This is a genomic window from Pseudomyxococcus flavus (assembly GCF_050038885.1).
Taxonomy (GTDB): domain Bacteria; phylum Myxococcota; class Myxococcia; order Myxococcales; family Myxococcaceae; genus Myxococcus; species Myxococcus flavus.
In genome coordinates, this window is sequence record NZ_CP143624.1 from 3949480 (window position 1) to 3970664 (window position 21185).

Below are 21185 nucleotides of genomic sequence, written 5' to 3' on the forward strand. Positions count from 1 at the left end.
TGCGGGCTGGCAAGCGTCACGCGGCGGCAGCGTGGTCCAGTGAGCGCCAGGTCCCCAGCGCCCAGTCCTGCTCGTCCGGGTCGTCGAAGCTCACCACGCACAGGGCCCGGCGCCTGCCCGACGTGCACAGGGCCGTCAGCCGGCACTCGCCCGGCTCCACGCGGAGCGAGGCCCGCCCGCTGACGCGCTTTCCGTGGTGCTCCAGGTCCATGGCCCGGCGCTCGACGAAGGTGGGCGCGAGGCGGTCCGAGCCGCCGTTCCCCAGCGGCACGAAGCGCACGCTGCGCCGGTGGTCCCGGGCCACCCAGGTGCCGTCCTGGAGGTACGCCTCCGCGAGCGAGCCGGGGATGCGAATCTCCCAGCCCTCCGGCAGCGCCACCTGCACCTCGCCGCGCCGGTAGCCGATGGGGGGGCCCCCCGGGGCCGTGGACGCGCGCCGGTGGACCTCCTCGGCGAGGGTGCCGCCCACGCCCAGGAACCCGAGCACCTCCTGCCACTCCCGCCAGGGGTAGGGCAGGCCCGGGTCCTCGCGCCAGGCCTGCTCCAGCAGGCGGGCCACGTCGCGCAGCTGCCGGCGCTCGTCCTCCAGGAGCGGCGGACGCCAGACGACGTCCGTCCACAGGCGGCACCGCGCGCGGTCGAGGCGGGTGCGCGCGTGGATGCCCGGGGTCCACCAGGGGAACACGTCGATGCCGCGGCGAGGGTCCTCGTACACGTCCACCAGCCAGCGCGCGTCGCGGGGACCCAGCGGCGTCAGCAATGCGCCGGGATATTCGAAGGTGCGGCCCAGGCGCATGGCCAGCGCGAAGCCGGACTCGCCCAGGCGGCGCATGCGCAGCACCTGGCCCACGCAATCCTGGAGCGACGCCAGCATGTGGACGTCCACCGGGCCCGCGTCGCCCGTGTGGAAGTAGCCGGTGGGGTCACCCGGCTTCCCGGACGCATGGCCATTCGCCCAGACGATGCCGAGCGCGTCGCCCAGGGCCTTGAGCGCGTCACAGAGGAAGAGATGGTAGCCGGGGCCCACGGCGGAGGTCTCCGCGGAGACGGACACGTGGACGCCCGAGGTGGCCACGAACGCGACCTCGCTCGCCGCTGGGTGGAGCCGCAGCCGGAGCGTGGGCGCCCCCAGGGGGCCAGCGCCCAGGTCGGCGCTTTCGAGCAGCTCGCCGTGGTGCTCCTCGAACCAGCGCGAGATTCGACGCAGCCAGGGAAGCGGGCCCTCGGACGCGGAGAAAAGGTGATGGCCCCCCCACCGCCTGCCGGCCAGTGACAACTTCACGCTCATCGCATCCCACCTGGGTTCAGAACCTGAATTCAGGTTCGGTTGACTATTTCAGCGTGGCTCTCCTGGAAGGTGCCACCGACGCCCAGTGGCTGCCCGCCCGTCCTCAAGGTGGTCACGCACGGCAGGCGTGGGTGCGTCCATACGGGGCGCTGACGGTTCTACGTGGCGTGGGGGCGGACGCATTGACGGTGTGTCGGGAAGCACTCGCTCAGCCAGGCGCCCATCCGCCGGGTGACCATTCCCCAGACGGCGCCCAGGTTGGACAGGAAAGGAGGCCGCCATGAGCAAGAAGGACGTGTTGCACATTCCACCCGAGGCCGTACCCACCGCGCCCGACCGGAACGCGGGCAACGAGGACGACACGCGCACGCCGCACAGCAGTCCGCCCCCGTTGCAACCGGATGGCGGTCCCGCCGGAACGCCCGGTACCGGGGGCAGCCAGCGCATCATCGAGCCGGTGAAGTCGCCGCAGCCGTATCCCGGCTTCAGCGTGAGCTGAGGCGGGTGCTCCAAAAAGGGGATGCCCGCGTCACCTCGACGCGGGCATCGTTCCTGCCGCCAGGGCTCATGCCCCGTGCGCGGCTAGCGCGTGGTGTCGGACTCCGGCAGCGGCGTGGGCGGCGTCATCCGGCTGTCCGGGTCCGTCATGCCGCTGCCGCCCGTGCCCGGCTCCAGCGTGGTGTCGTCCTCTTCGACATCCAGCTCTTCGGTTTCCTGGGTGTCGAGCGGCTCCGTGTCGCCGGCGCCCCCCGTGCCCGGCTCGGCGCCCATGTCCGGGTCGAGGCTCGGATCCACCTCCGTGCCCGTGCCGCCCGTACCCGGGTTCAGCGTCGGGTCCGCGTTGGGGTCCACGCTGTTGGGGTCCGTGGTGTCGTTCGTCTCGGGCGTCATGGTGGGGTCATCCATGCCCGTGCCGCCCGTCCCCGGTGGCGTCGTGGTGTCGGTACTGCTGTCGGTGCTCGTGCCCGTGTTCGGGTTGCTCATCGTGCCCATGTCACCGCTGTCGGTGGTGGACGTGTCACGTGTCGCGCCCGAGTCCGACTTGCATGCGGTACCGAACGCGAGGGCGCCGGCGGCGAGAGAGGCGAGGACGGCCTTCGTCTTGAGGAACCTGGTCATGTTCGTTCTCCGGTAGGTTTGTGTCTGCCTGCTGCTGGCCGGGAACGTGAGCAGCCGATGTGCGGACTGCAGAGGCCCCTCCCACGGCCGCCTGCTCTCCAGGCGGCGGCGGGAATGAAACCCGCGCACGGCTTGCTCCGACGAAGATGTTCTTCAGTCGTCGCTGTTGGGGCCCACCAGGCGCGGGCGGTCGTTTCCCCGGTTGCCCTGCGAGCGCCGCCGGAGCGAGTCGCGCCAGCCCGCTGTCAGCAGCGGGCACTCCGCGAGCGCGGCGGCGGCCTCCGGCGCCTGTCCATGCATGGCCTGATTGGCGAACGCGATGGTGAAGGCAGGGAAGGGGCGCTCCAGCAGTGTCACCGTGTCGCCTTCCTGGACGTGGCCTTCCTCCAGCACGCGGTAGTACCAGCCGGTGCGGCCCGTCTGCTGGAGCAGCAGCGCCAGGTCGCGGCGCCCCCAGCGGCGCGCGGGTTTCCAGCAGGGCTGACGGGGTTGGGATACCTGCACGCGCGCGTGGCCCACGCGCAGCACGTCGCCGATGCAGACGTCCGCCTCCGTGCCTTGGGTGAGCACCCAGTTCTCGCCGAAGGCGCCTGGGCCGATGTCGTCACGCGCGAGGTGCTCGCGCCAGAAGTCGTAGTGCGACAGGGCGTAGGCGAGGACAGCCTTCTCGGGGCCGCCGTGGACCTTGCGGTCCGCTTGTCCGTCGCCGGTGAGGCCCGTGGGGGACAGCCATACAGGGCCTGTTACCGGCTCCTTGAAGATGGCGCTGGTCCAGGGCCGATCCATCGGCGCGCTGGCGCCAGAAACGCCCAGCTCCCGGGGCATGCCCACCCGCAGCGACAGGATTCGCGTCTCGGTGGTGTCCATGGCCGCGGGACAAAGCAGGCGCGCGGGGCCGTGTCCAGCGCGGCACGCCCCACCGGAGGCACCGCGAAGGTAGCGGTGCCAGGGTGAGGCGCTTCATGTGGCCGCAAGGCGCGGGCCTGATGGCTCGTGTCCAGCGCGGTGCGCCCCACCAGAGGTACCGCGAGGGCCGCAGTGCCAGGGTGAGGCGCTTCATGAGATTTCAGCGCGTGGGCTCAGTAACCCGTGCCCGCGTCGTTCAAGGCACCCGAGGGCGCCGGGACGGTGTTGGACGTTCCGGTTCCAGGCGTAGTGCCGACGCCGGGCGTGGTCCCGACACCCGGCGTGGTGCCGACACCCGGCGTGGTGCCGACGCCGGGCGTGGTGCCAACGCCAGGCGTGGTCCCGGTTCCAGGCGTGGTGCCCATGCCGGAGCCACCGGTGCCCGCGTCCGCCCCATAAGGCGCCGTGCCCGGGATGTTGGAGGTGGAGCCCTCCGCGCCCGTGCTGTACGGCGACGTGGTCGTGGAGCCCGAGCCGCCGGTGCCAGGCGTGGTAGGCGTCGTGCCTGGAGCCGTGGTGCCGGGCGTGGTGGTCGTCGTGCCCGGAGCCGTGGTGTTCGGCGTGGTGGGGGTGGTGGGCGTGGTCGTCGTCGGTGACGTGTTCCCAGGCGCCGCGCCCGGCGTCACCGTCTGCCCGGTGTTGGGGTCCACCTGCGCCACTTGCACGGGTGCCTCGGTCGCGCTGCAGGCCGTGCCCAACGCCAGGGTTCCCGCCAGCGCACCGGCCCACATCCATCCCCGCTTCAGCTGCTTCGCCATATTGCTCCCTCCTTCGTGGGTGTGTGTTTCAGCTTGCGTGCGTGGGCTCACCGCGCTCGGTGTGTCGCGGTGGCGCCGCGTCCTGCGTGTCTTTTCGGGCGGGATGGCGTCGCAGCCTGCGCTCGGACAGCACCAGCAGCAGGGCCGGGAAGGCCACCAGCATGACGAGGAGGTTGGTGGCGAAGCCCAGATTGGCAAGGGCGCCAATGGAGTTGAGGCCCGGGTGGTCGGCGAGGAAGAGAGCGCCAAAGCCCATCGCGCTCGTCAGCAGGCCGCCACAAATCGCCTTCCCCGTCTCCGAGTACACCGACACGAAGTCGTTGCCAGGGGACGACAGGCGCGTCAGCAGATGCACGCCGGCGTCCACCGTCGTTCCGATGAGAATCGGGATGACGAGGATGTTGAGGTAGTTGAACTCCATTCCGAGCAGCGGCATCAGCCCCAGCAGCGCCGCCAGCGACACCACCGTGGGCGCCATGCACAGCAAGGCGAGGCGCAGGCCACCCAGCGTCAACCACATGGCCAGCAGTACCGCCAGCGTGGTGCCGCCGAGGATGCGCGGCGCCTCGTGCGTCACCATGTCGAGGATGTCCGCCATCACCATGGACTCGCCCGCCGCGGAGACGCGCGTGCCATCCGGTGTCCCCACGCCGCGTATCTCCCGCGCCAGCGTGCGGACCGCCATCCCGTCCGACTGGTCCACCGCCGGGTACACCATGACGAAGCCACCCGGTGCCCCCTCCCTGCCCACGAACTGCTGCCGCACGCTCGGCGGCAGGTCCGCACGGGTGAAGGGCGGCGCGGCGGCCTGCCTGCGCAGCGTCTCCACCTGCTCCCGCTGCCGGGCATCCAGCCGGTCCTCCGGGACGCGCTCCAGCAGCTGTGAGATGTCCTGGAGGACGCGCTGCTTCCGGGCCTGCTCCGGCGGCACGAGCGAGGACAGCGAGGCCACGAAGTCGATGGTGGAGTCCTGGCCGCGCGCTCGCTGCCGCGCGTGCAGCCGCTCCACCATCGCCTGTTCCTCCTCCGGCGAGCGGGTGAGCACCACCACCGGTGTCTGGGAATAGCCGATGAGGCGGTTGACCTCGCGGTCCAGCACGAAGGACGGCAGGTCCTGGTCCTCCAGCGAGCCGAAGTCGAAGTCGAAGCGCACGCGCCCCGTCTGGCTCAGCAGCCCCAGCAGCACCACGGCGGACAGGACGGTGATGACGTGGCGGCGCCGCAGGAGCAGGTGGCCCATGGGGGAGCTCGCCGTGGTGACGGACGCGCGCCGCGGCTTCCAGCCCAGGCGCGAGGCCAGCCCCAGCATCGCGGGCAGCACCATGACATAGGCGGCGATGAGCACCACCATGCCCGCGCCCGCGATGACGCCGAACTCTCGGAACGCGCGGAAGCGCGAGGTGCCCAGCACGAAGAAGGTGAGCGCCGCCACCAGGGCCGAGATGAGCGCCGCGCCGCCAGTGTGGGTGAAGGACGCGCGCGTCGCTTCCTCGGACGTGCGGCCCTCGCCGCGCAGGTGCAGGTAGCGCCCCAGCAGGTGGATGCCATGCTCCAGGCCCAGGCCTCCCAGGATGGCGCCGAGGAAGCCCGTCAGCAGGTTCACCTCGCCGAAGACGAGCGCCACCAGGCCGTAGGTCCAGGCCAGGCCCACGCCCACGGGCACCAGCACCAGGCCCACGGCCAGCGCGCTGCGGAAGTGGAAGAGGAGGTAGAGGAGCATCAACGCGGTGGCCACCGTCGACGCCACGCCGATGTCCCGCACAATCTGCCGCTGCTGGTCCAGCTTCTTCTGGAAGGTGCCGGTGATGTCCACCTTGAAGTCGGGCCCGTACTTCGACAGGTCCTGCGCCGCGAGCAGCCCGCGCACCGCGTCCGTCACCTTGCGCGAGAAGCCCAGGTCCGCGGACGTGGTGTCCGGCTTGGCCAGCAGCACCACGCGGCGCTGGTGCGCATCCAGGTAGTAGTCACCCTGGCTGGAGGACAGCCGCTGTCCGGCGCCGCCCGCGTACTTCGCCTCCAGGTCGGAGAAGTCCAGCGACGGCGGGGCCTCCTCCACCAGCGGCACGTAGAGCGGGTTGGCCTGCTGCTGCTCCCACTTGAGCCGTGCCTCCAGCCGGCGGTGCACCTCCTTCAGGTCCTCTTCGGAGAGGAAGTACAGGGCCCGGTCGCGGAAGAAGGCGCCGGGGCGCTTCACCTCGACGAAGCGGATGCCCGGCAGCGCTTCCAATCGGGGCGCCAGGTCATCCGCGAAGCGCTTCAGCGACTCGGCGTCTCCGCCTTCTCCCACCACCGCCACCCAGCCGAGCGCACCGAAGCGCTGCTCCAGCTCGTGCAGGTCCTGGACGCTCTCGAAGGTGTCGGGCAGCAGGTCCACCAGGTTGGCGTTGAGGTGGAGCCCCCGCGCGAGCAGGCCGCCCGCCACGGCCAGCACCAGCGCCAGCAGCAACGCCACCACCGGCCGCTGGTGGTTGTGCGCGGCCATCGCGCCCAGTGCTCGCTCCACGCGCCCCATCCACCGCGGCTCGCCTGGAGGTGACGTGTCGTTCCGATGCGGTTCCATCATGGACCTGGCACCCCGCCCGCCGACCCTGTACCGCCGGTCGCGTGGAGGGCGGCGCGGCTTCCCCTCCCTCGTGTGCTCGCATGCGCGAGCCCGTGTCGCGGGGAACGTGCCCACTGCGCAGGTGCGATGCAGGCGTTCACGTCCGCCTGTCTGCCCACCAGGGAGGGATAGCCGACACCATCTCGGGCCGGACCCAACCCATCCCATTCCCAAGGGATGGCTCGCGTCCGCTGGCGTGAGCGGACGGGCATTCGCTCGGGATGGTTCGTGACCTTACTTTCCGCCTCCCGGCATAAACGCGTTGACTCTCCCGTTAGCGCGTGCCCAAGGTGTCCGGCGATTCGGCCAGTCAACAAATGCAGGTGTCGCTACATGAGTGAGAAGCGTTGGTCGGAGCGGTTCGAGGGCGCGATGGGCCGCCTGGCCTTGCGGAACCACCGGAAGCCCTACCAGGCGCTGCTCCTGGCCCTGGTGCTGACGGTGGCCGGCGCCTACTTCGCCCGGACGCTGACGCTCAACGCGGACTTCGTGGGGCTGCTGCCGAAGGGCTTCCCCAGCGTCCAGGACATCGAGAAGCTCCGCAAGCGCTTCGGTGGCCAGGGCAACGTGGTGGTGGTGGGCATGGGCGCGGATCCGGAAGTGCTCAAGCGCTTCGCGGATGACCTGGCGCCCCAGCTCGAGCAGCTGCCGGAGATCCGCTACGTCAACTACCAGCGGCCCCGCGCCTTCTTCGACGAGCACTCGCTCTACTACGTGGACGTCGAGGACCTGCAGACCATCCAGGAGCGCATCGACGCGCGCATCCTCTGGGAGAAGCAGCAGGCCAATCCGCTCTTCGTGTCGCTGGTGGAGGAGGCGCCGCCGTCGGTGGACTTCTCCGACATCGAGCAGAAGTACACGGGCCGCGCCAACCAGCGCCTCTCCGGGCAGGGCGACCTCTATTACATCAACCCCACCGAGCGCATGGTGGTGCTGATGGCGAAGCCCCGGGGCAGCGCCGCGGACCTGGACTACTCGAAGAAGGTCGTGGGCCAGGTGGAGGACTTCCTGGCGAAGCAGGACCTGTCGAAGTACGGGCCCGGCTTCAAGACGGCGGTGACGGGCACCTTCAAGAAGAAGATCGACCAGCAGCGCGTCATCGTCGGGGACCTGGCGAGCGCGTCCACGCTGGCCATGGTGCTGCTGCTGGCGTACCTGGCCTTCCACTTCCGCAGCGCGCTGTCGGTGGGCCTCACCATGGTGCCGGTGATGGCGGGCCTGGGCTGGACCTATGGCTTCGTGGGGCTGGCCTACGGGCAGGTGAACCTGCTGACGGGCTTCCTGGCGGCGGTGCTGGGCGGCCTGGGCGTGGAGCACGGCATCCACCTGCTGGGGCGCTACAGCACGCTGCGCACGGAGGGGCTGGGCTCCGAGGAGGCGGTGGAGGAGTCCTTCCGGCACACCGGCTTCTCCGCGCTCATCGCGGCCCTGGTGGCGGCGCTCACCTTCCTCAGCCTGGCCATGTCCGAGTTCAGGGCGTTCCGCGAGTTCGGCATCATCGCCGCGGTGGGCATGCTGGTGAGCATCTTCTCCTATGTGATGCTGCTGCCCGCGATGCTGGGGCTGGCCACGCGCTTCGGCTGGTCGCCGCGGGTGATTCAGGAGGGCTCGGCCGGGCCGATGAGCCTGCTGGCCCGCTGGCTGCCGCGCTCGTACCGGGGCGTGGGCATCGTGGTGGGGGTGGGCGTGCTGGCGCTGGTGTCGCAGGCGTACCGCATCTCCTTCAACTACGACTCGCGCACGCTGGAGGACTACAAGCAGGCGTCGGCGGTGCTGGACCAGAAGGTCAATGACATCCTGGGCTACTCGCAGACGCCGGTGGTGGTGCTCACCGACTCCCCGGAGATGGAGCGCGAGGTGGTGCGCCAGCTCGAGGCGCGCAAGGCGGCGCGGGGCAAGGACTCCACCATCGACTTCGTGGGCGCGCTGGCGGACCTGGTGCCCAAGCGGCAGGACGAGAAGCAGGCCATCCTGCAGGCCATCTCCGCGAAGCTGGAGAAGCTGGACCCGGAGCGGCTGCCCGAGGACACGCGCAACTCGCTGGCGCGCGCGCTGAACATGGCGAAGGCGAAGCCCTTCACGCAGGACGCGCTGCCCACCAGCGTGCGGCACCAGTTCGAGAGCCTGGATGGCAGCACGGGCGGCGTGGTGCTGGTGTACGCAGGCGGCATCAGCCTGTCGGACGGCGAGGGCACGCGGAAGTTCGCGAAGGAGGTGCGCGGCCTGCAGATGCCGGACGGCAGCCAGGTGTCGGCGGCGGGTGAGGCGCTCATCCTGGCGGACATCCTGGACATGGTGGCGCGCGAGGGGCCGCGCATCCTCGCGGCGGCGGTGCTGAGCGTGCTGGTGGCCATGTGGCTGACGCTGGGCAAGCTGCGCACCGCGCTCATCTGCATGCTGCCCACGCTGCTGTCCGTCGTCGGGCTGGTGGGGCTGATGTCGCTGCTGGGCCTCCAGTTCAACTACCTCAACATCATGGTGCTGCCGGTGCTGGTGGGCACCACGGTGGACGCGGGCGTGCACCTGGTGCAGCGCCTGGGCGAGCGCGGCGCGGACTTCGTCTCCGTCTACGCGGAGACGGGCCGGGCGATTACGGGCGGCCTGCTGACGAGCGCCATCGGCTTCGTCGCGCTCATCCTCGCGAAGCACCCGGGCCTCAACTCCATCGGGGACCTGGCCAACCTGGGCTTCGGCATCAACCTGGTCATCGTGCTGCTGGGCTTCCCGTCGCTGCTGCTGATGGTGGAGCGCTGGCGGCGCAAGCACAGCTCCGCGCCGGAAGAGCAGACCGAGCAGCCCGCGCCGGAGGCGTGAGCGTCGCTGGCCGGCAACCACGCCGCCCGGTATGACAGGCCCCTGGGGGCACCGCATCCATGGCGGTGGCTCCCTGGGGCCTTTCTTCGAGGTGGGCGATGACGCAGAGGTGGACGCGGAGCAGTGGGCGACGGTGGCTGATGCTGGCCATCGTTGGCGCGGCGGCCCTGGTCGGTTGCCGTCACGGTGCGCAGCGCGAGGAGAAGAAGGGCGAGACGCGCTGTGCCGAGTCGCGCAACCTGACGTGTGTCACCGGCGTGAATTGCACCATGGACCGCGAGCGCGGCTGTGAGGTGTGCCGGTGCTCCACGGCGAATGGGCTGGAGCCCACCGACAACCGGCGGCCCGCGGCCATGGAGCCGGAGCGGCGCTGGTAGGCGTCACGCCGCGCCGGGTGTTTCAGCACCCGAGGACGGGGTAGTCGGCGGGGCGCAAGAGCAGGCGCCACGTGTTCCCCTCACGGAGGAGCAGCCCGGTGACGGCCTGCCCCTTGAGCCCCACGCGCACCAGGTATTGCGTGTCGCCGCCCACATGCAGCGCGGCGACCAGGGCCGTGGTGGCCTCGCCGTAGTCCGCGAAGCTGACGACCAGCGGCTTCCGGTCCACGTAGAGCAGGGAGGCTCCGGGCGTGTCGTCCGGGGCGATGTGCGGCGCGCCCGGGAAGCACTGAAGCCGCGTGAAGGGGCCCTGTCGTTCCTGGGTGCAGGTGTCGAGCGGGACGAGCGTGGCCTCCATCTTCCCACCGCGGCGCGTCTCCAGCGCCACCCGCCCGTCCGCTCCAGCGCGCCACCGGTAGTCCGGGGCCGGGAAGTCCTCGGGGAGGTAGGGATTGGCCCCTTCATCCACGGGGCGCTCGAACGTGCCCGACGTCCACTGGCCCGGAGCGGGGCGCTCCGGAGGTGTCGTGGGGGCGGGGCCGCTGACCGTCCCCTGGACGGCGCCGGCCAGGGCCACCAGGGGCTCGCCGAGGTCCGGCGTGCCAGGGGCCTGTGTGTAGACGCCCACGGTGTGGCAGACGGGCGGCAGGCCGAAGTCCTCCTCCTTCGTGCACACGGCCTCCGTGCGCTGGAAGCGCGCCTCCGCGAGGCCGTGGCGGCCCACGAGCGTCATGACCTGGAGCCGGGAGGCCACGTCCTCCGGGGCCTGCGCTCCCAGGATGACGCGGGTGGTCCGGCCCGACGCATCTTCAATCTGATATGGCGCGGTCCACCGCTCCGAGGCAGAGGCTCCGAACGAGGCCAGCGTGACTCCCAGCACCATGGCGTAGCGCATGACGTCCTCCCGAGCGGGGCTGGATAGCAACGCGTGTACCAGGCCCGAGGGCGCCTGGACCGTGGCCGGGCGGCCACACGGCGCTCCGGGCCTGCTCGCCGCGGTGGCGCGCCTGGGAGGACGGCCCATGCGCGAATCCGCCGATTCGGTGCGAAGGCGCGCCCTCCCGGGGGTGCTCCGCGCCGGTTAGCACTTCTACGCATGACGAGCCGGAAGACGCGGGAAGGCGGCGCTCAGCCTCGTGAGGTGTGGACGCGCCGGGAGACCCTGGCGGGGCTGGGCCTGCTGGGAGCGGCGCTGCCCCTGGCCTGCGGACACCCGGCGGCTGCGATTCGGAGGGCTGACATGGAACGCAAGGACGTGAAGGACGTGGTGGTGGTGGGCGGTGGACCCGGTGGCTTGAGCGCCGCGCTGATGCTGGGCCGCGCGTGCCGGAAGGTGCTGCTGTGCGACGCGGGGCCGCGCCGGAACGCGGCGGCCACGGAGGTGCATTACTTCCTGACCCGCGACGGCATCCCGCCCCAGCAGTTCCGCGACATCGCCCGTGAGCAGCTGCGCCCCTACGACGTCGAGGTGCGCGACGTGCGGGTGCAGAACGTCGAGCGCATGGGCGCGACCTTCCGCGTGACGCTGGAGGGCGGCGACGTGGTGGAGGCGCGCCGGGTGCTGCTCTCCACGGGCATGGTGGATGTGCCCAGGGACCTGCCCGGCTACCGGGAGCTGTGGGGCAAGGCCATCTTCCAGTGCCCCTACTGTCACGGCTGGGAGGTCAAGCAGCGGCCCTGGGGCGTGCTGGCCACCAGCGAGATGTACCTCGATTTCAGCCTGGTGCTGCGCAGCTGGACCGACGACGTGGTCGTCTTCACCCACGGCTCCTTCGAGGTGCCGGCGGAGCGGCGGGCCCAGCTGGAGCGGGTGGGCGTGCGCATCGAGGAGCGGCGCATCCGTGGCCTCGTCACGGCGGAGGGCGCGCACGGCCTGGCGCTCGCCGCGGTGGAGCTGGAGGACGGCACGCGGGTGCCTCGGCAGATTCTCTTCGACCATCCGCCCCAGCGTCAGGTGCCGCTCGTGCAGCAGCTGGGCCTGGAGCTGACCGAAGAGGGCTTCGTGAAGGTGCAGGCCACGGGCGAGACGTCCGTGCCGGGCATCTTCGCGGTGGGGGACATGTCCCAGCGGATGCAGGCGGCCATCGCGGCGGCGTCCGCGGGGGCCGTGGCGGCGGGCATGCTCAACCATGGCCTGAGTCAGGAACTGGCAGGTCCCGTGAGCGCCGGATGAGCGGCGTTGCGCCCGCGACGGCCGCTCGCTACGACAGGGCGATGCCGCGCACGTCCTGTTCGGACTCCCATGAGCCCACGCAGATGCCGCATGAGCGGTTCGAGCCGGGCCGGCTGCCCATCTGGGCCGGCAGGCTGCAGAACCGCGAGATGGGGACGGGGATGACCGCCGTCCACACCTATGCCGTGGTGGCGCTAGTGACGCGCGGCGAGTCGCGGATTCGCCACGCGGGCGAGCTGGTGCTGCGGGCGGGCGACGTCCACCTGATTCCGCCGGGGGATGCCCACCGAGGGGGCATCTCGAACGCGGAGGGCTGGGGCGTCGCGTTCCACCAGGAGGTGCTGGGCGGCGAGGATGGGGCCTCGCGCCTGGGACCCCTGCTGCGCGTGCGCGGCGGCTGTCACCCGGTGCTGCGGCCCTCGGTGGCGCAGCGCCGGCGGCTTCTTCGGTGGTTCCGGCTGCTGGCGGAGGAGGTGTCCCGGAACGAGCCGGGGCGCGACGAGGCCGCGCTCGCGCTGCTGCGGCTGGTACTCATCGAGCTGGAGCGAATCACGGCCCAGCCCGATGCCAGCGAGCCACCCTCCCTGAGCCTGAGCCGCAAGGCGCTCACCTATATCGAGACGCACTGCCTGGAGCCGCTGTCGCTGGCGCAGGTGGCGAAGGCACTGGGACGCTCTTCCGCGCACGTGGCGGGCGTGGTGCGGCAGGAGACGGGCCGCACGGTGGGGGAGTGGATACTGGAGTGCCGCATGGCCGAGGCGCGCCGCCGGCTGCGAGGCACCGACGAGCGCGTGGACATCATCGCCGAGCGCGTGGGCTACGCGGACGTGACGCACTTCATCCGGCAGTTCCGCCGCGTCCATGGCGTGACGCCAGCCGCATGGCGGCGCAAGGCCACGGTGGTGGGGGCTTCGTGACCCGCCTCCATGGCAGGACGTGGTCCCCATGACGGCGCCGCGGATGCGCGGAGGGGGCTGCCGAGACGCGCGGGGGTGAAGTAAGGGTTCTCCCTGGGCCCGGAGTCGAGGGAGAGCCATGAAGAAGGCGATGTTCCTCATCGTTGGCGCAGCCGCCGTGCTGCTCGTGTTCATGTTCGTCGCTGGTGAGCAGGGGCAGCCGGAAGCCAGCGGCGGTGGACGTCAGTTGGACCTGTCGGGCTTCGACCCGGCCCGCGTCTCGGCGCTGGAGCTCTCGGGGGTTCGCCGCGCCACGCTGCAGCGGGACGGGAGCGGGTGGACGGTCGCGGACCCGGGGGCGCCGGAGAGCCGCTTCATGGCGGACGAGGCGATGGTGAAGGAGGCGCTGGAGTCCCTGGCTCGGGTGTCGGGCGCGAAGTTCGTCACGGGCGAGGCCGACCGGCTGGCCGCGTTCTGGCTGGACAACGCGCAGGGCCTGAAGGTCCGCATCCTCCAGGAGGGCCGTCCCCCGCTGGAGCTGGTGCTCGGGAAGGATGGGGCCTCGAATGGTGGGACGTATGTGCGCATGGCGGCCAACACCGAGGTCTTCGAGCACCCCGTGCTGCTGGGGTGGCGGTGGCGCAGGCGCGTCATGGACTGGAGTGACCCGCGGCTGGTGCGGGTGGCGCCCGAGGACATCACCCAGCTGGTGTTCCGCGTCGGGGATGACGCGCCGGTGACGGTGACCTCGACGGGAACGCCCGGCGGCTGGCGGCTCGCGGACGGGACGCAGGTGCCCGAGGGCTTCCGGTTCAGCGCGCGCGTGGCCGAGCAGGTCGCACGGGATTTCGCGGGGGTCGAGGTGCAGGAGGTGCTCGCGGGGGAGGCCGCCGCCGAGGCGGCGCGGGTGCTCGCCACCGCGCACGACACGGTGGAGGCGCGCCTCAAGGACGGGAAGACGGTGGTGCTGCGGTTGGGCCGGGCGCCGGAGTCCCAGGACCCCGTCTTCGTCCAGCTGGAGGGGGATGCGCGGGTGTACGGGGTGTCCACGGCGGCGGCGCTGCAGGTGCGCAAGCGGCTGGTGGACTTCCGCGACCTGCGCCTGCTGGATTTCGCGCGGGAGAAGGTGAACCGGCTGCGCATCCAGGCCGGTGAGACGACGGTGGTGGTGGCGAAGGACGCGCAGGGCTGGGCGCTGCGTGAGCCGCAGACGCCGCCGGAGTCCTTCCGGTTCGACGCGTCGCAGGTGGAGGCGCAGCTCGTCTGGCTCCAGCAGCTCGAGGCTGCGCGGCTGCTCGACGCGCCGGTGGAGGACGCGCAGGCGGGCCTGTCATCGCCCGTGGCCTGGGTGGAGGTGAGCGAGGAGGGCGGCGGCGTGCAGACCCTGCGGCTGGGGAATGCGGTGCCGGACGTACCGGGAGGCTTCAAGGAGGTGTACGCCCGAGGCGCTCGCGACGGCTTCACCTATGCCGTGGAGGACCGGGCGCGCGCCTGGCTGGCGCGTGGCCTCGTGCTCTTCAGCGCGCCGTAGCGGCAGCACGCGTGGGCGTCGCCTCGTGGCAGGGGCGCGCCCGCATCCTGGTCAGCGCGATGCGTTTGATGGCCGGTACGACAGTCCGTACCCACGCCGCGGATGTCGGCGCTCCGGGCGGTGGCCGCGCCTACGCCGCCCGCTCCGCCGTCCGCGCCTGCCACGCGGCGACGAAGTCCGCGAGCCCGTTGAGCTGCCGGTCATTCAGCGTGGACTGCCAGCGCGCGCGCCGCAGCTCGCGGTAGGCGGCCGGTGCCTCCCAGCCACGCGCCACCATCACCGCCAGGCCCACCAGCGGGCCCCGGCCCACGCCGTGCTCGCAGTGCGTGTACAGCCGCCCGCCCTGCTCCAGCCGGGGCAGCGCCCACGCCACGCCCCGCATCAGCTGCTCCACCGACGGCGGATAGCGGTCCGTCACCGGCAGGTTCAGCAGCTCGATGCCGAGCGCCGCCAGCGCCTCCGCGTCGTCACAGCGCTCGCCGCGCACGTCAATCACCGCGGTGATGCCACGCGCCTTCAGCTCCGTGTACCGCGAGCGAGGCACCGAGCCGCCGACGTACAGCCAGTCATTCACCTGCGACACGTTCAGCCCGCGCCCCGGCAGCTTCGTGGTCCACTCCACGCAGCGCGCCACCGAGCGCAGCACCTGCTTCCGCACCCAGCCGCGCACGCCCGGCACGTGGTGCACCTCTCGCAACAGCGCGAAGCTCACGGGTCTCCCTCGAGCGTGACTTCCATCAACCCCGGCACCGGCGCCTTCCCCTCGCGCTCCAGCACCGCTCGATGCAGGTACGTCACCGGCGAGCCCAGCACCGGGCGCACCAGCCCGGACAGCACCCCCAGGTCCTCCACGGGCGCGCTGCGCTGGAGCAGCGACGTGGAGCGCAGCACCATGGCCGAGGCGCCGTCCGCGAACAGCTCCACCGTCCAGGCGCTCCGCTCCTTCGCGCCCTCCCGGGCCACCGTGAAGTACTCCAGGAAGCGGGCCTGCGAGGTGCCTTGCTCCCAGGCGTAGACCGGGCCGTATTCCCCGTCCTGCCCCTCGCGCGCCAGCAGCACCAACTGCTCGCCGCCGCGCAGGGCCCGGAAGCGCACCCACCGCTTCGCCAGCTTCGCCGGCGCGATGGTGGAGCGCGTGTGGTCCGCGTAGCCGCCGCCGGCATAGACGACTTCCCCCGCCTTGGGCCGGGTCACCGTGGCCTTGAGCTCGCTGAAGGCCAGCGTCACCTCGTGGTGGTAGCGCTCACGGCCCACCTCCACCTCGGAGCGCTCCAGGTGGTGGGGCGTCATGGACGCGGCGTACTCCAGCACCACCCGCCCGCCGTCGAGCGGCACCTCCACGCGCGTGGCGCCGTCCGCCGAGCGGGCCGAGCACGGCCCCACGTGCAGCGTCCCGGTCTCCGCGTCGTAGCGCCAGTCGCGGGCTTTGACCCGGGCCTGCGCCGTCCAGGGCTTCTGGCCGGGCGTCAGCACCGTGGTCCGGCACAGGCCGGTGCGCGAGCCCGGCCCGATGTTCGTCACCGTCAGCTGCGCGAAGATGAACGTCCCACCGTCCAGGTCCCCGATGAAGGTGAAGCTCTCCCCGTAGTTGTCACTGGGAGCGACCTGGGGCTCCAGCACCGCGCCCGCCGCCGCCACCGAGGGCAGCGCGAGCGCGGTGGCCAGGGCCAGGCCCTTCAGGACCTGGAAGCGGCGTTCACGCCGCATGAGGGCGCTGCTCCATGAGCGAGTCGTCGGAGGCAGGCTCGTTGTTGAAGACGTAGTCGCGCTGCAGCGGCAGGTTCCACGCGAAGTACACGACGCCGCGCACCATCCACCACCCCAGCGCGTAGGCCAGCTGCGGGTGCAGCGTCAGCAGCGCCACGCCGCCCGCGTTGAGCAGCGCGCTGGTGCCGCTCACCACCGAGTAGCGCGCCAGCTGCCGCGCCACCGCGCCGGTGCTCTTGAAGGTGAACACCCGGTTGAGGGAGTAGTTCACCACCGCGCCCAGGCCGCAGCCCAGCACCGTGGCCCAGGCGGGCAGCATGCCCACCCACTCCACCAGCGCCAGCACCAGCGCGAAGTCCACCGCCGTGGCCACCGCGCCCGCCAGGGCGTTGAGCCCGAGGATGGCCTTGCCGGAGCGCGCCTCCTGACGCTTGGGCGCCAGCGCCTTCACCAGGTTGCGGAAGCGGGAGAGCGCCGTGACGTTGCTCATGATGGCGACGAAGACGAGCCCCACCACCGCCAGCCAGTGCATGGGGTGCTTCTCCTCGGGCCAGAAGACGGCCTCCAGGATGGGCGACAGCGCCGTGCCCGCGCCCATGAAGAGCACCCGCTCCAGCCGCTGCATGGCGCCGTCACGCACGTTGACGCCCAGGCCCTCGCCCTTGGCGCGCACGTAGGGCACCAGCGACGAGCCGAGCAGCGCCATCAGCGCGGGCAGCAGCACCCACGTGTCCCGGTAGTACCAGGCCAGGCCCATGAGCATCGCCGAGTCCACGTAGCGGTCCAGCACCGAGTCCAGCGCCGCGCCCGCGGGGTTGGCCTCCTTGCGCGTGCGGGCGATGCGCCCGTCCATGACGTCCAGGATGCCCGCGAACAGGAAGAGCCACCCGCCCAGCGCGAAGCGGCCCGCCGCCACCGCCACGCCGGACGAGATGCCCAGCAGGCCCGACAGCATGGACAGCGCGTTGGCCGGCAGGCCCGAGCGCAGAATCACCGCCCACAGCGGCTGGATGACCCAGAAGAAGTAGTGCCGCAGGAAGAAGCCCACCAGCACCGTGCTGCCCCGCTTGAGCGTCTCCTCGTCGCGAGGGATGCCCTTGAAGGCGCAGCGGATACAGAAGAGGAGCAGCCCACCGATGAAGTAGGTACAGGCGACGATGGCCGGTGCCAGTGCCGTCCAGATGCGGGCGGATGGAGACAGGTTGCCGGTCAACCACGCCACCAGGTTCTCAAGCACGGGTGTCTCCTCTTGTAGTCAACGGCACGGCCCAGGGTGTGGAGGCCGTCATGCGGGCGTAGACGCTTTCGACCGCCATGAATGCAACCGCCGCCACGCCCATGCCCGCGAGCACGTCCAGGACGTAGTGGTGCGTCAGGTATACGGCGGAGAAGGCGACGAGCAACGCGAACAGCCCGGTGGAGATGCGCCACGCCCAGCCACGCGACCACACGAACAGCATCACCAGGAAGGGGTACGCCGCGTGGAGTGAAGGCATGGCCCCGAACACGTTGGTGCTGCGCGAGTAGAAGCCCGCAAAATAACTGATGCCCAGCAGTTCGTCGAAACGGGCGGTCCCCGCGGGGTTGGGGGGCGCCGCCAGGTCGGCCGGTCCAGGGCCGTACTGGAGCACGTACCAGGGCGGCGCGGCGGGGTAGAGCACGTAGATGACGACGCCAATGGCGTTCGCCACCAGGAAGCCCCAGCACAGCCGCTCGAAGAGGGAGTCCTTCTTCACGAAGAAGAAGATGGCCAGGATGAAGACCTCGTACAGGTACGCCGCGTAGGCGAAGCCGCACAGCAGGTCCAGGGCCGGGGTGAAGCGCGTGGACCACCACTCGGGCCAGTGGACACCGCCGGGCGCCGGGAACAACTGGCGCTCCAGCTCCCACAGGTCGCCCGTGTGGATGGGGCCCCGCAGGAACAGCCAGAGTCCCTGGCTGTCCAGCAGCATCCCGGTCAGCCACAGCGCGAACCCACCGCGGAGGAAGCGCTGCAGGCGGGGGCCCGACCAGGCCACCCCCAACAGCAGCGCGTCCGCCGCGGCATGGTCCCACCGCAGCCGGCCGGTGGCGTACACCAGCATCAGGTGGCCCAGTCCCAGCGCGGTGACGAGCCACGTGAGCGTGGTGACCTTATTTGGAAAGCGGGAGGTCATCTCCGTAATAGTCGAGCCCGAGGTGGGTGATGGGGTCCTCGCCCGCGACGACGCGCAGCGTGTTCTTCAGCTTGGTGAGCTGGATGAAGAGGTCGTGCTCCACCGGCAGGCCCGGCTGCGCCATGGGGCTCTTGAAGTAGAAGGACATCCACTCCTGGATGCCGCGCCACTCCAGCCGCTTGGCCAGGTCCAGGAACAGCGCGATGTCCAGCACCAGCGGGGCGGCCAGGATGGAGTCGCGGCAGAGGAAGTTGACCTTGATCTGCATCGGATAGCCGAGCCATCCGGTGATGTCGATGTTGTCCCAACCCTCCTTCGCGTCGCCGCGGGGCGGGTAGTAGTGGATGGACACCTTGTGCGCGTACTTCTTGTACAGCTCCGGATACAGCTCGGGCTGCAGGATGGTGTCCAGCACGCTCGACTTGGTGACTTCCTTGGCCTTGAAGGCCGCGGGGTCGTCCAGCACCTCGCCGTCGCGGTTGCCGAGGATGTTGGTGGAGAACCAGCCGTCCAGACCCAGCATGCGGGCCTTGAGCGCGGGCGCGATGACCGTCTTCATCATCGTCTGGCCGCTCTTGAGGTCACGGCCGGCGACCGCCACCGACTCCTGCTTGGCCAGCTCCTGGAGCGCCGGCGTGTCCACGCTGGCGTTGGGCGTGGCGTTGGCGAAGGGCACGCCCTCCTTGATGGCCGCGTAGGTGTAGAGCGCGGTGGGGTTGATGTCCGGGCTGTTCTCGTCCAGCGCCTTCTCGAAGGCGGCCAGGCTCTTGAAGGCCTCGGGCAGCGGACGGAACGTCTCCACGCTGCTGCACACCACCATCACCGCGCGCGTCGCGTTCAGCTCCTTCTTGAAGTCGCGGATGTCCTGGCGCAGCGCCTCGATGCTCTCGCGGTGCGTCTTGGTGGCCTTGACGTGGTTGGCCTCGATGCGGCGCACGAACTCCGGGTCGTGCACGCCCTGCTTCGGCTTGATGCTCTGGAGGTACGGCTTCACCTCCTCCAGGTGCTTGTCGCTCAGCACGCCGGAGCGCACCGCCACCTCGTACGCGTCCTCGCGGATGATGTCCCAGGCGCCGAAGGCGATGTCCTTGAGCTCCGCCAGAGGAACCAGCTCGCTGAGCTTCACGGTGCGCCCGTCGGTGCGCTTGCCGAGGCGGGCCGTACCCATCTGCGTGAGCGAGCCAATGGGGTGCCCCTTGCCCTGGCGCGCCAGCTCCACGCCCGCCATCAGCGTGGTGGACACAGCGCCCAGACCCGGAATCAGCACCGCGAGCTTGCCGTCCGGCTTCGACACCGACCTCTTGTTTTCCATCGTGATGTTCCTTCGTTTGACCTTTTCGAGTCGGCCGTATGCGGGTCGGTACGATACCGGTCGTGCATGCGGAAAATCTCGAAAGCGGATGGTTGATACTCTAAAGCGTTCGTCACTTCAACGTCATGAGCGTCGCGGCTCTTACCACCCGAAGGCGCCGCACTCATGGATCAGGCCAGCCTCAGGTACAAGGCGAGCAGATCGACGCTGTCAGAGAAACACCAGGTCGTCAGAAGGACGACATCCACGGCACACTCCTTGGTTGGGGCGGCATGGGTTTCTTTGGACCCATGCCACATGGGCGATGAGGAAGGTGTCAGTGGGAGAAGCCGGGACGGGTGCCTGATGAGGCGCCGTCCCACCCCCTTTATATGGAGAGGAGGCTGGTCGGGCCCGCTCAGTGGGGCAGCGGGGCGCTGTCGTCCAGGTCGAGCTTCTGGTGGTCGCCGGGCGCGTAGGACGTGCCGGTGAGGGCGGCCTTCACCATGCCGGCGAGCTGCACCATCCGGCTGCTCGGTGTGTCCCAGTACTCGGCCTTCTCCACCCGGACGCAGAGGAGAGCGAGCTCGGGATCATCCAGTCCGTCGGGGAACCAGGCCTTGAGGGTGGGGTTCCACAGCTCGCGGGCCTTCTCCTTGTCGCGCACCAGACGGCCGCGGCCGCTGACGGAGACATAGCGCTCGCGGCTCGGGTCCGAGTAGGCGAGGTTGACGTGGTGGTCGTGCGTCACCTCGTCGACCTTGGGCGAGTGCTCACGCGTGAAGAACCAGAGCTCGCCGTCGAAGTCGCGCTCGTGGGTCCACATGGGGCGGCTGCGGAGGCTGCCGTCCGCCTCCACGGTGGTCATCATCGCGACCTTGATGCCCTGGATGAAGTCGCCGAGGTGCTGGGCGACGTCCTGTGTGTCCTTCTGCTTCCTGGCCATGGCTGCCTCCCTTGGGAGCACAAGGTAGGCAGCGCGGAGTCCGCCGGGCACAGGGCGGCGGGTTGGCCGCCGCCAGGGCAGCCGGGCGTGTGGTAGGTGGCCGAGCAGGAAAGCGAGGTATCGGATGCTGAAGACGGCGTGGAACGAGTGGAGCCTCAAGGCGCTGCAGCTGGAGACGGCGGTGCTGGCGCTGGAGGAGATCGACCTGCCCGAGGAGATGCACGCGCTGCAGGAGGCAGCGGAGGAGAAGCTGCTGGCGCTGGCGCGTGCCTGGAAGGCCCGGCAGCCGCAGCGCGAGCCGCGCAAGTGGGAGAAGCAGACGCTGCCCGACGGCATGCCGCGCGACGCCGAGCTCCAGGACCTGGTCGAGGGCTTCAAGGAGGACGGCAAGTCGTGGACGCTGCTGCGCGCCACCAGCGACCACAAGGAGGTGGTGGAGACGGTGGTGTCGGAAGGCCGCGCCTGCATGGCCGCGGGCGGCGAGTACTACCTGGGCCAGTGGGACGCGAAGGAGTCCGTGCTGGAGGTGGGCCGCGACGACGAGGCGGACGAGCCGGGCACGGGCCTGGTGCTGGAGCCCACGGGCGAGCTCCAGTACACGCCGGACCCCGAGCTGTAGGG

At 70.7% G+C, this 21185-nt stretch carries 19 protein-coding genes; 7 read left to right on the forward strand and 12 right to left on the reverse strand.

All coding sequences use genetic code 11. The features are described from left to right. Positions 1–16: 16 nt before the first annotated feature. The gene (locus VZL07_RS16645) at positions 17–1288 is read right to left on the reverse strand and encodes a hypothetical protein (protein WP_426756523.1); all 1272 of its coding nucleotides are present in this window, start codon (positions 1286–1288) and stop codon (positions 17–19) included. A 280-nt stretch (positions 1289–1568) separates the two neighbouring features. Here VZL07_RS16645 and VZL07_RS16650 point away from each other — a divergent pair, with 280 nt between their 5' ends. Then, entirely contained in the window at positions 1569–1787 is a 219-nt protein-coding gene (locus VZL07_RS16650; protein WP_426756524.1) for a hypothetical protein, read from the forward strand. An 83-nt stretch (positions 1788–1870) separates the two neighbouring features. Here VZL07_RS16650 and VZL07_RS16655 read toward each other — a convergent pair whose 3' ends face one another. The 4 genes from VZL07_RS16655 to VZL07_RS16670 form a co-directional block, all read right to left on the reverse strand. Continuing rightward, positions 1871–2407: a hypothetical protein gene (locus VZL07_RS16655; protein ID WP_426756525.1), complete on the reverse strand. Its 537-nt coding sequence runs from the start codon at positions 2405–2407 to the stop codon at positions 1871–1873. A gap of 153 nt (positions 2408–2560) precedes the next feature. Further along, positions 2561–3274, reverse strand: coding sequence for an MOSC domain-containing protein (locus tag VZL07_RS16660; RefSeq protein ID WP_426756526.1), 714 nt, complete (start codon positions 3272–3274; stop codon positions 2561–2563). A 212-nt stretch (positions 3275–3486) separates the two neighbouring features. Continuing rightward, the gene (locus VZL07_RS16665) at positions 3487–4071 is read right to left on the reverse strand and encodes an Erp protein (RefSeq protein WP_426756527.1); all 585 of its coding nucleotides are present in this window, start codon (positions 4069–4071) and stop codon (positions 3487–3489) included. Positions 4072–4099: 28 nt separating this feature from the next. After that, complete coding sequence (locus VZL07_RS16670) at positions 4100–6574, reverse strand: efflux RND transporter permease subunit (protein ID WP_426756528.1); 2475 nt, start codon at positions 6572–6574, stop codon at positions 4100–4102. Between the two features lie 432 nt (positions 6575–7006). Between VZL07_RS16670 and VZL07_RS16675 the strand changes: the two genes are divergently transcribed. Then, entirely contained in the window at positions 7007–9487 is a 2481-nt protein-coding gene (locus VZL07_RS16675; protein ID WP_426756529.1) for an efflux RND transporter permease subunit, read from the forward strand. Between the two features lie 98 nt (positions 9488–9585). Further along, positions 9586–9864, forward strand: a complete 279-nt coding sequence (locus VZL07_RS16680; protein WP_426756530.1) for a hypothetical protein — start codon at positions 9586–9588, stop codon at positions 9862–9864. 22 nt (positions 9865–9886) lie between these two features. On the opposite strand, the gene VZL07_RS16685 is transcribed toward VZL07_RS16680, so the two are convergent. Next, positions 9887–10759, reverse strand: a complete 873-nt coding sequence (locus VZL07_RS16685; protein ID WP_426756531.1) for a hypothetical protein — start codon at positions 10757–10759, stop codon at positions 9887–9889. A gap of 345 nt (positions 10760–11104) precedes the next feature. Between VZL07_RS16685 and VZL07_RS16690 the strand changes: the two genes are divergently transcribed. The 3 genes from VZL07_RS16690 to VZL07_RS16700 all read left to right on the forward strand — a co-directional run bounded on the left by VZL07_RS16690 (position 11105) and on the right by VZL07_RS16700 (position 14464). Then, positions 11105–12037 carry an NAD(P)/FAD-dependent oxidoreductase gene (locus VZL07_RS16690; RefSeq protein WP_426756532.1) on the forward strand — a complete coding sequence of 311 codons (933 nt, stop codon included), beginning with the start codon at positions 11105–11107 and terminating at the stop codon, positions 12035–12037. After that, the gene (locus tag VZL07_RS16695; RefSeq protein WP_426756533.1) at positions 12034–12954 is read left to right on the forward strand and encodes a helix-turn-helix domain-containing protein; all 921 of its coding nucleotides are present in this window, start codon (positions 12034–12036) and stop codon (positions 12952–12954) included. Before VZL07_RS16690 ends, VZL07_RS16695 begins: the two co-directional genes overlap by 4 nt. 118 nt (positions 12955–13072) lie before the next feature. Next, complete coding sequence (locus VZL07_RS16700; RefSeq protein ID WP_426756534.1) at positions 13073–14464, forward strand: DUF4340 domain-containing protein; 1392 nt, start codon at positions 13073–13075, stop codon at positions 14462–14464. 130 nt (positions 14465–14594) lie between these two features. On the opposite strand, the gene VZL07_RS16705 is transcribed toward VZL07_RS16700, so the two are convergent. From VZL07_RS16705 to VZL07_RS16730, 6 genes are all read right to left on the reverse strand, one after another. Further along, the gene (locus VZL07_RS16705) at positions 14595–15176 is read right to left on the reverse strand and encodes a protein-tyrosine phosphatase family protein (protein ID WP_426756535.1); all 582 of its coding nucleotides are present in this window, start codon (positions 15174–15176) and stop codon (positions 14595–14597) included. Beyond that, positions 15173–16171 carry a hypothetical protein gene (locus VZL07_RS16710; RefSeq protein WP_426756536.1) on the reverse strand — a complete coding sequence of 333 codons (999 nt, stop codon included), beginning with the start codon at positions 16169–16171 and terminating at the stop codon, positions 15173–15175. Before VZL07_RS16710 ends, VZL07_RS16705 begins: the two co-directional genes overlap by 4 nt. Then, positions 16161–17408, reverse strand: coding sequence for a GtrA family protein (locus VZL07_RS16715; RefSeq protein WP_426756537.1), 1248 nt, complete (start codon positions 17406–17408; stop codon positions 16161–16163). The genes VZL07_RS16710 and VZL07_RS16715 overlap by 11 nt, the downstream gene beginning before the upstream one ends. Beyond that, positions 17401–18327: a phosphatase PAP2 family protein gene (locus tag VZL07_RS16720; protein WP_426756538.1), complete on the reverse strand. Its 927-nt coding sequence runs from the start codon at positions 18325–18327 to the stop codon at positions 17401–17403. The genes VZL07_RS16715 and VZL07_RS16720 overlap by 8 nt, the downstream gene beginning before the upstream one ends. Then, positions 18305–19639, reverse strand: a complete 1335-nt coding sequence (locus tag VZL07_RS16725) for an inositol-3-phosphate synthase (protein WP_426756539.1) — start codon at positions 19637–19639, stop codon at positions 18305–18307. Before VZL07_RS16725 ends, VZL07_RS16720 begins: the two co-directional genes overlap by 23 nt. Positions 19640–20036: 397 nt before the next feature. Beyond that, positions 20037–20564: a pyridoxamine 5'-phosphate oxidase family protein gene (locus VZL07_RS16730; protein ID WP_426756540.1), complete on the reverse strand. Its 528-nt coding sequence runs from the start codon at positions 20562–20564 to the stop codon at positions 20037–20039. A 124-nt stretch (positions 20565–20688) separates the two neighbouring features. On the opposite strand from VZL07_RS16730, the gene VZL07_RS16735 reads away from it, so the two are divergent. Beyond that, on the forward strand, positions 20689–21183 hold the full coding sequence (locus VZL07_RS16735; protein WP_426756541.1) for a hypothetical protein: 495 nt from the start codon (positions 20689–20691) through the stop codon (positions 21181–21183). Positions 21184–21185: the final 2 nt, after the last annotated feature.

Bases quoted from the DNA above. Each gene is read 5' to 3' on its own strand.
- VZL07_RS16645 (WP_426756523.1), bottom strand. From the start codon at position 1,288: ATGAGCGTGAAGTTGTCACTGGCCGGCAGGCGGTGGGGGGGCCATCAC.
- VZL07_RS16650 (WP_426756524.1), top strand. From the start codon at position 1,569: ATGAGCAAGAAGGACGTGTTGCACATTCCACCCGAGGCCGTACCCACC.
- VZL07_RS16655 (WP_426756525.1), bottom strand. From the start codon at position 2,407: ATGACCAGGTTCCTCAAGACGAAGGCCGTCCTCGCCTCTCTCGCCGCC.
- VZL07_RS16660 (WP_426756526.1), bottom strand. From the start codon at position 3,274: ATGGACACCACCGAGACGCGAATCCTGTCGCTGCGGGTGGGCATGCCC.
- VZL07_RS16665 (WP_426756527.1), bottom strand. From the start codon at position 4,071: ATGGCGAAGCAGCTGAAGCGGGGATGGATGTGGGCCGGTGCGCTGGCG.
- VZL07_RS16675 (WP_426756529.1), top strand. From the start codon at position 7,007: ATGAGTGAGAAGCGTTGGTCGGAGCGGTTCGAGGGCGCGATGGGCCGC.
- VZL07_RS16680 (WP_426756530.1), top strand. From the start codon at position 9,586: ATGACGCAGAGGTGGACGCGGAGCAGTGGGCGACGGTGGCTGATGCTG.
- VZL07_RS16685 (WP_426756531.1), bottom strand. From the start codon at position 10,759: ATGCGCTACGCCATGGTGCTGGGAGTCACGCTGGCCTCGTTCGGAGCC.
- VZL07_RS16690 (WP_426756532.1), top strand. From the start codon at position 11,105: ATGGAACGCAAGGACGTGAAGGACGTGGTGGTGGTGGGCGGTGGACCC.
- VZL07_RS16695 (WP_426756533.1), top strand. From the start codon at position 12,034: ATGAGCGGCGTTGCGCCCGCGACGGCCGCTCGCTACGACAGGGCGATG.
- VZL07_RS16700 (WP_426756534.1), top strand. From the start codon at position 13,073: ATGAAGAAGGCGATGTTCCTCATCGTTGGCGCAGCCGCCGTGCTGCTC.
- VZL07_RS16710 (WP_426756536.1), bottom strand. From the start codon at position 16,171: ATGCGGCGTGAACGCCGCTTCCAGGTCCTGAAGGGCCTGGCCCTGGCC.
- VZL07_RS16720 (WP_426756538.1), bottom strand. From the start codon at position 18,327: ATGACCTCCCGCTTTCCAAATAAGGTCACCACGCTCACGTGGCTCGTC.
- VZL07_RS16725 (WP_426756539.1), bottom strand. From the start codon at position 19,639: ATGGAAAACAAGAGGTCGGTGTCGAAGCCGGACGGCAAGCTCGCGGTG.
- VZL07_RS16730 (WP_426756540.1), bottom strand. From the start codon at position 20,564: ATGGCCAGGAAGCAGAAGGACACACAGGACGTCGCCCAGCACCTCGGC.
- VZL07_RS16735 (WP_426756541.1), top strand. From the start codon at position 20,689: ATGCTGAAGACGGCGTGGAACGAGTGGAGCCTCAAGGCGCTGCAGCTG.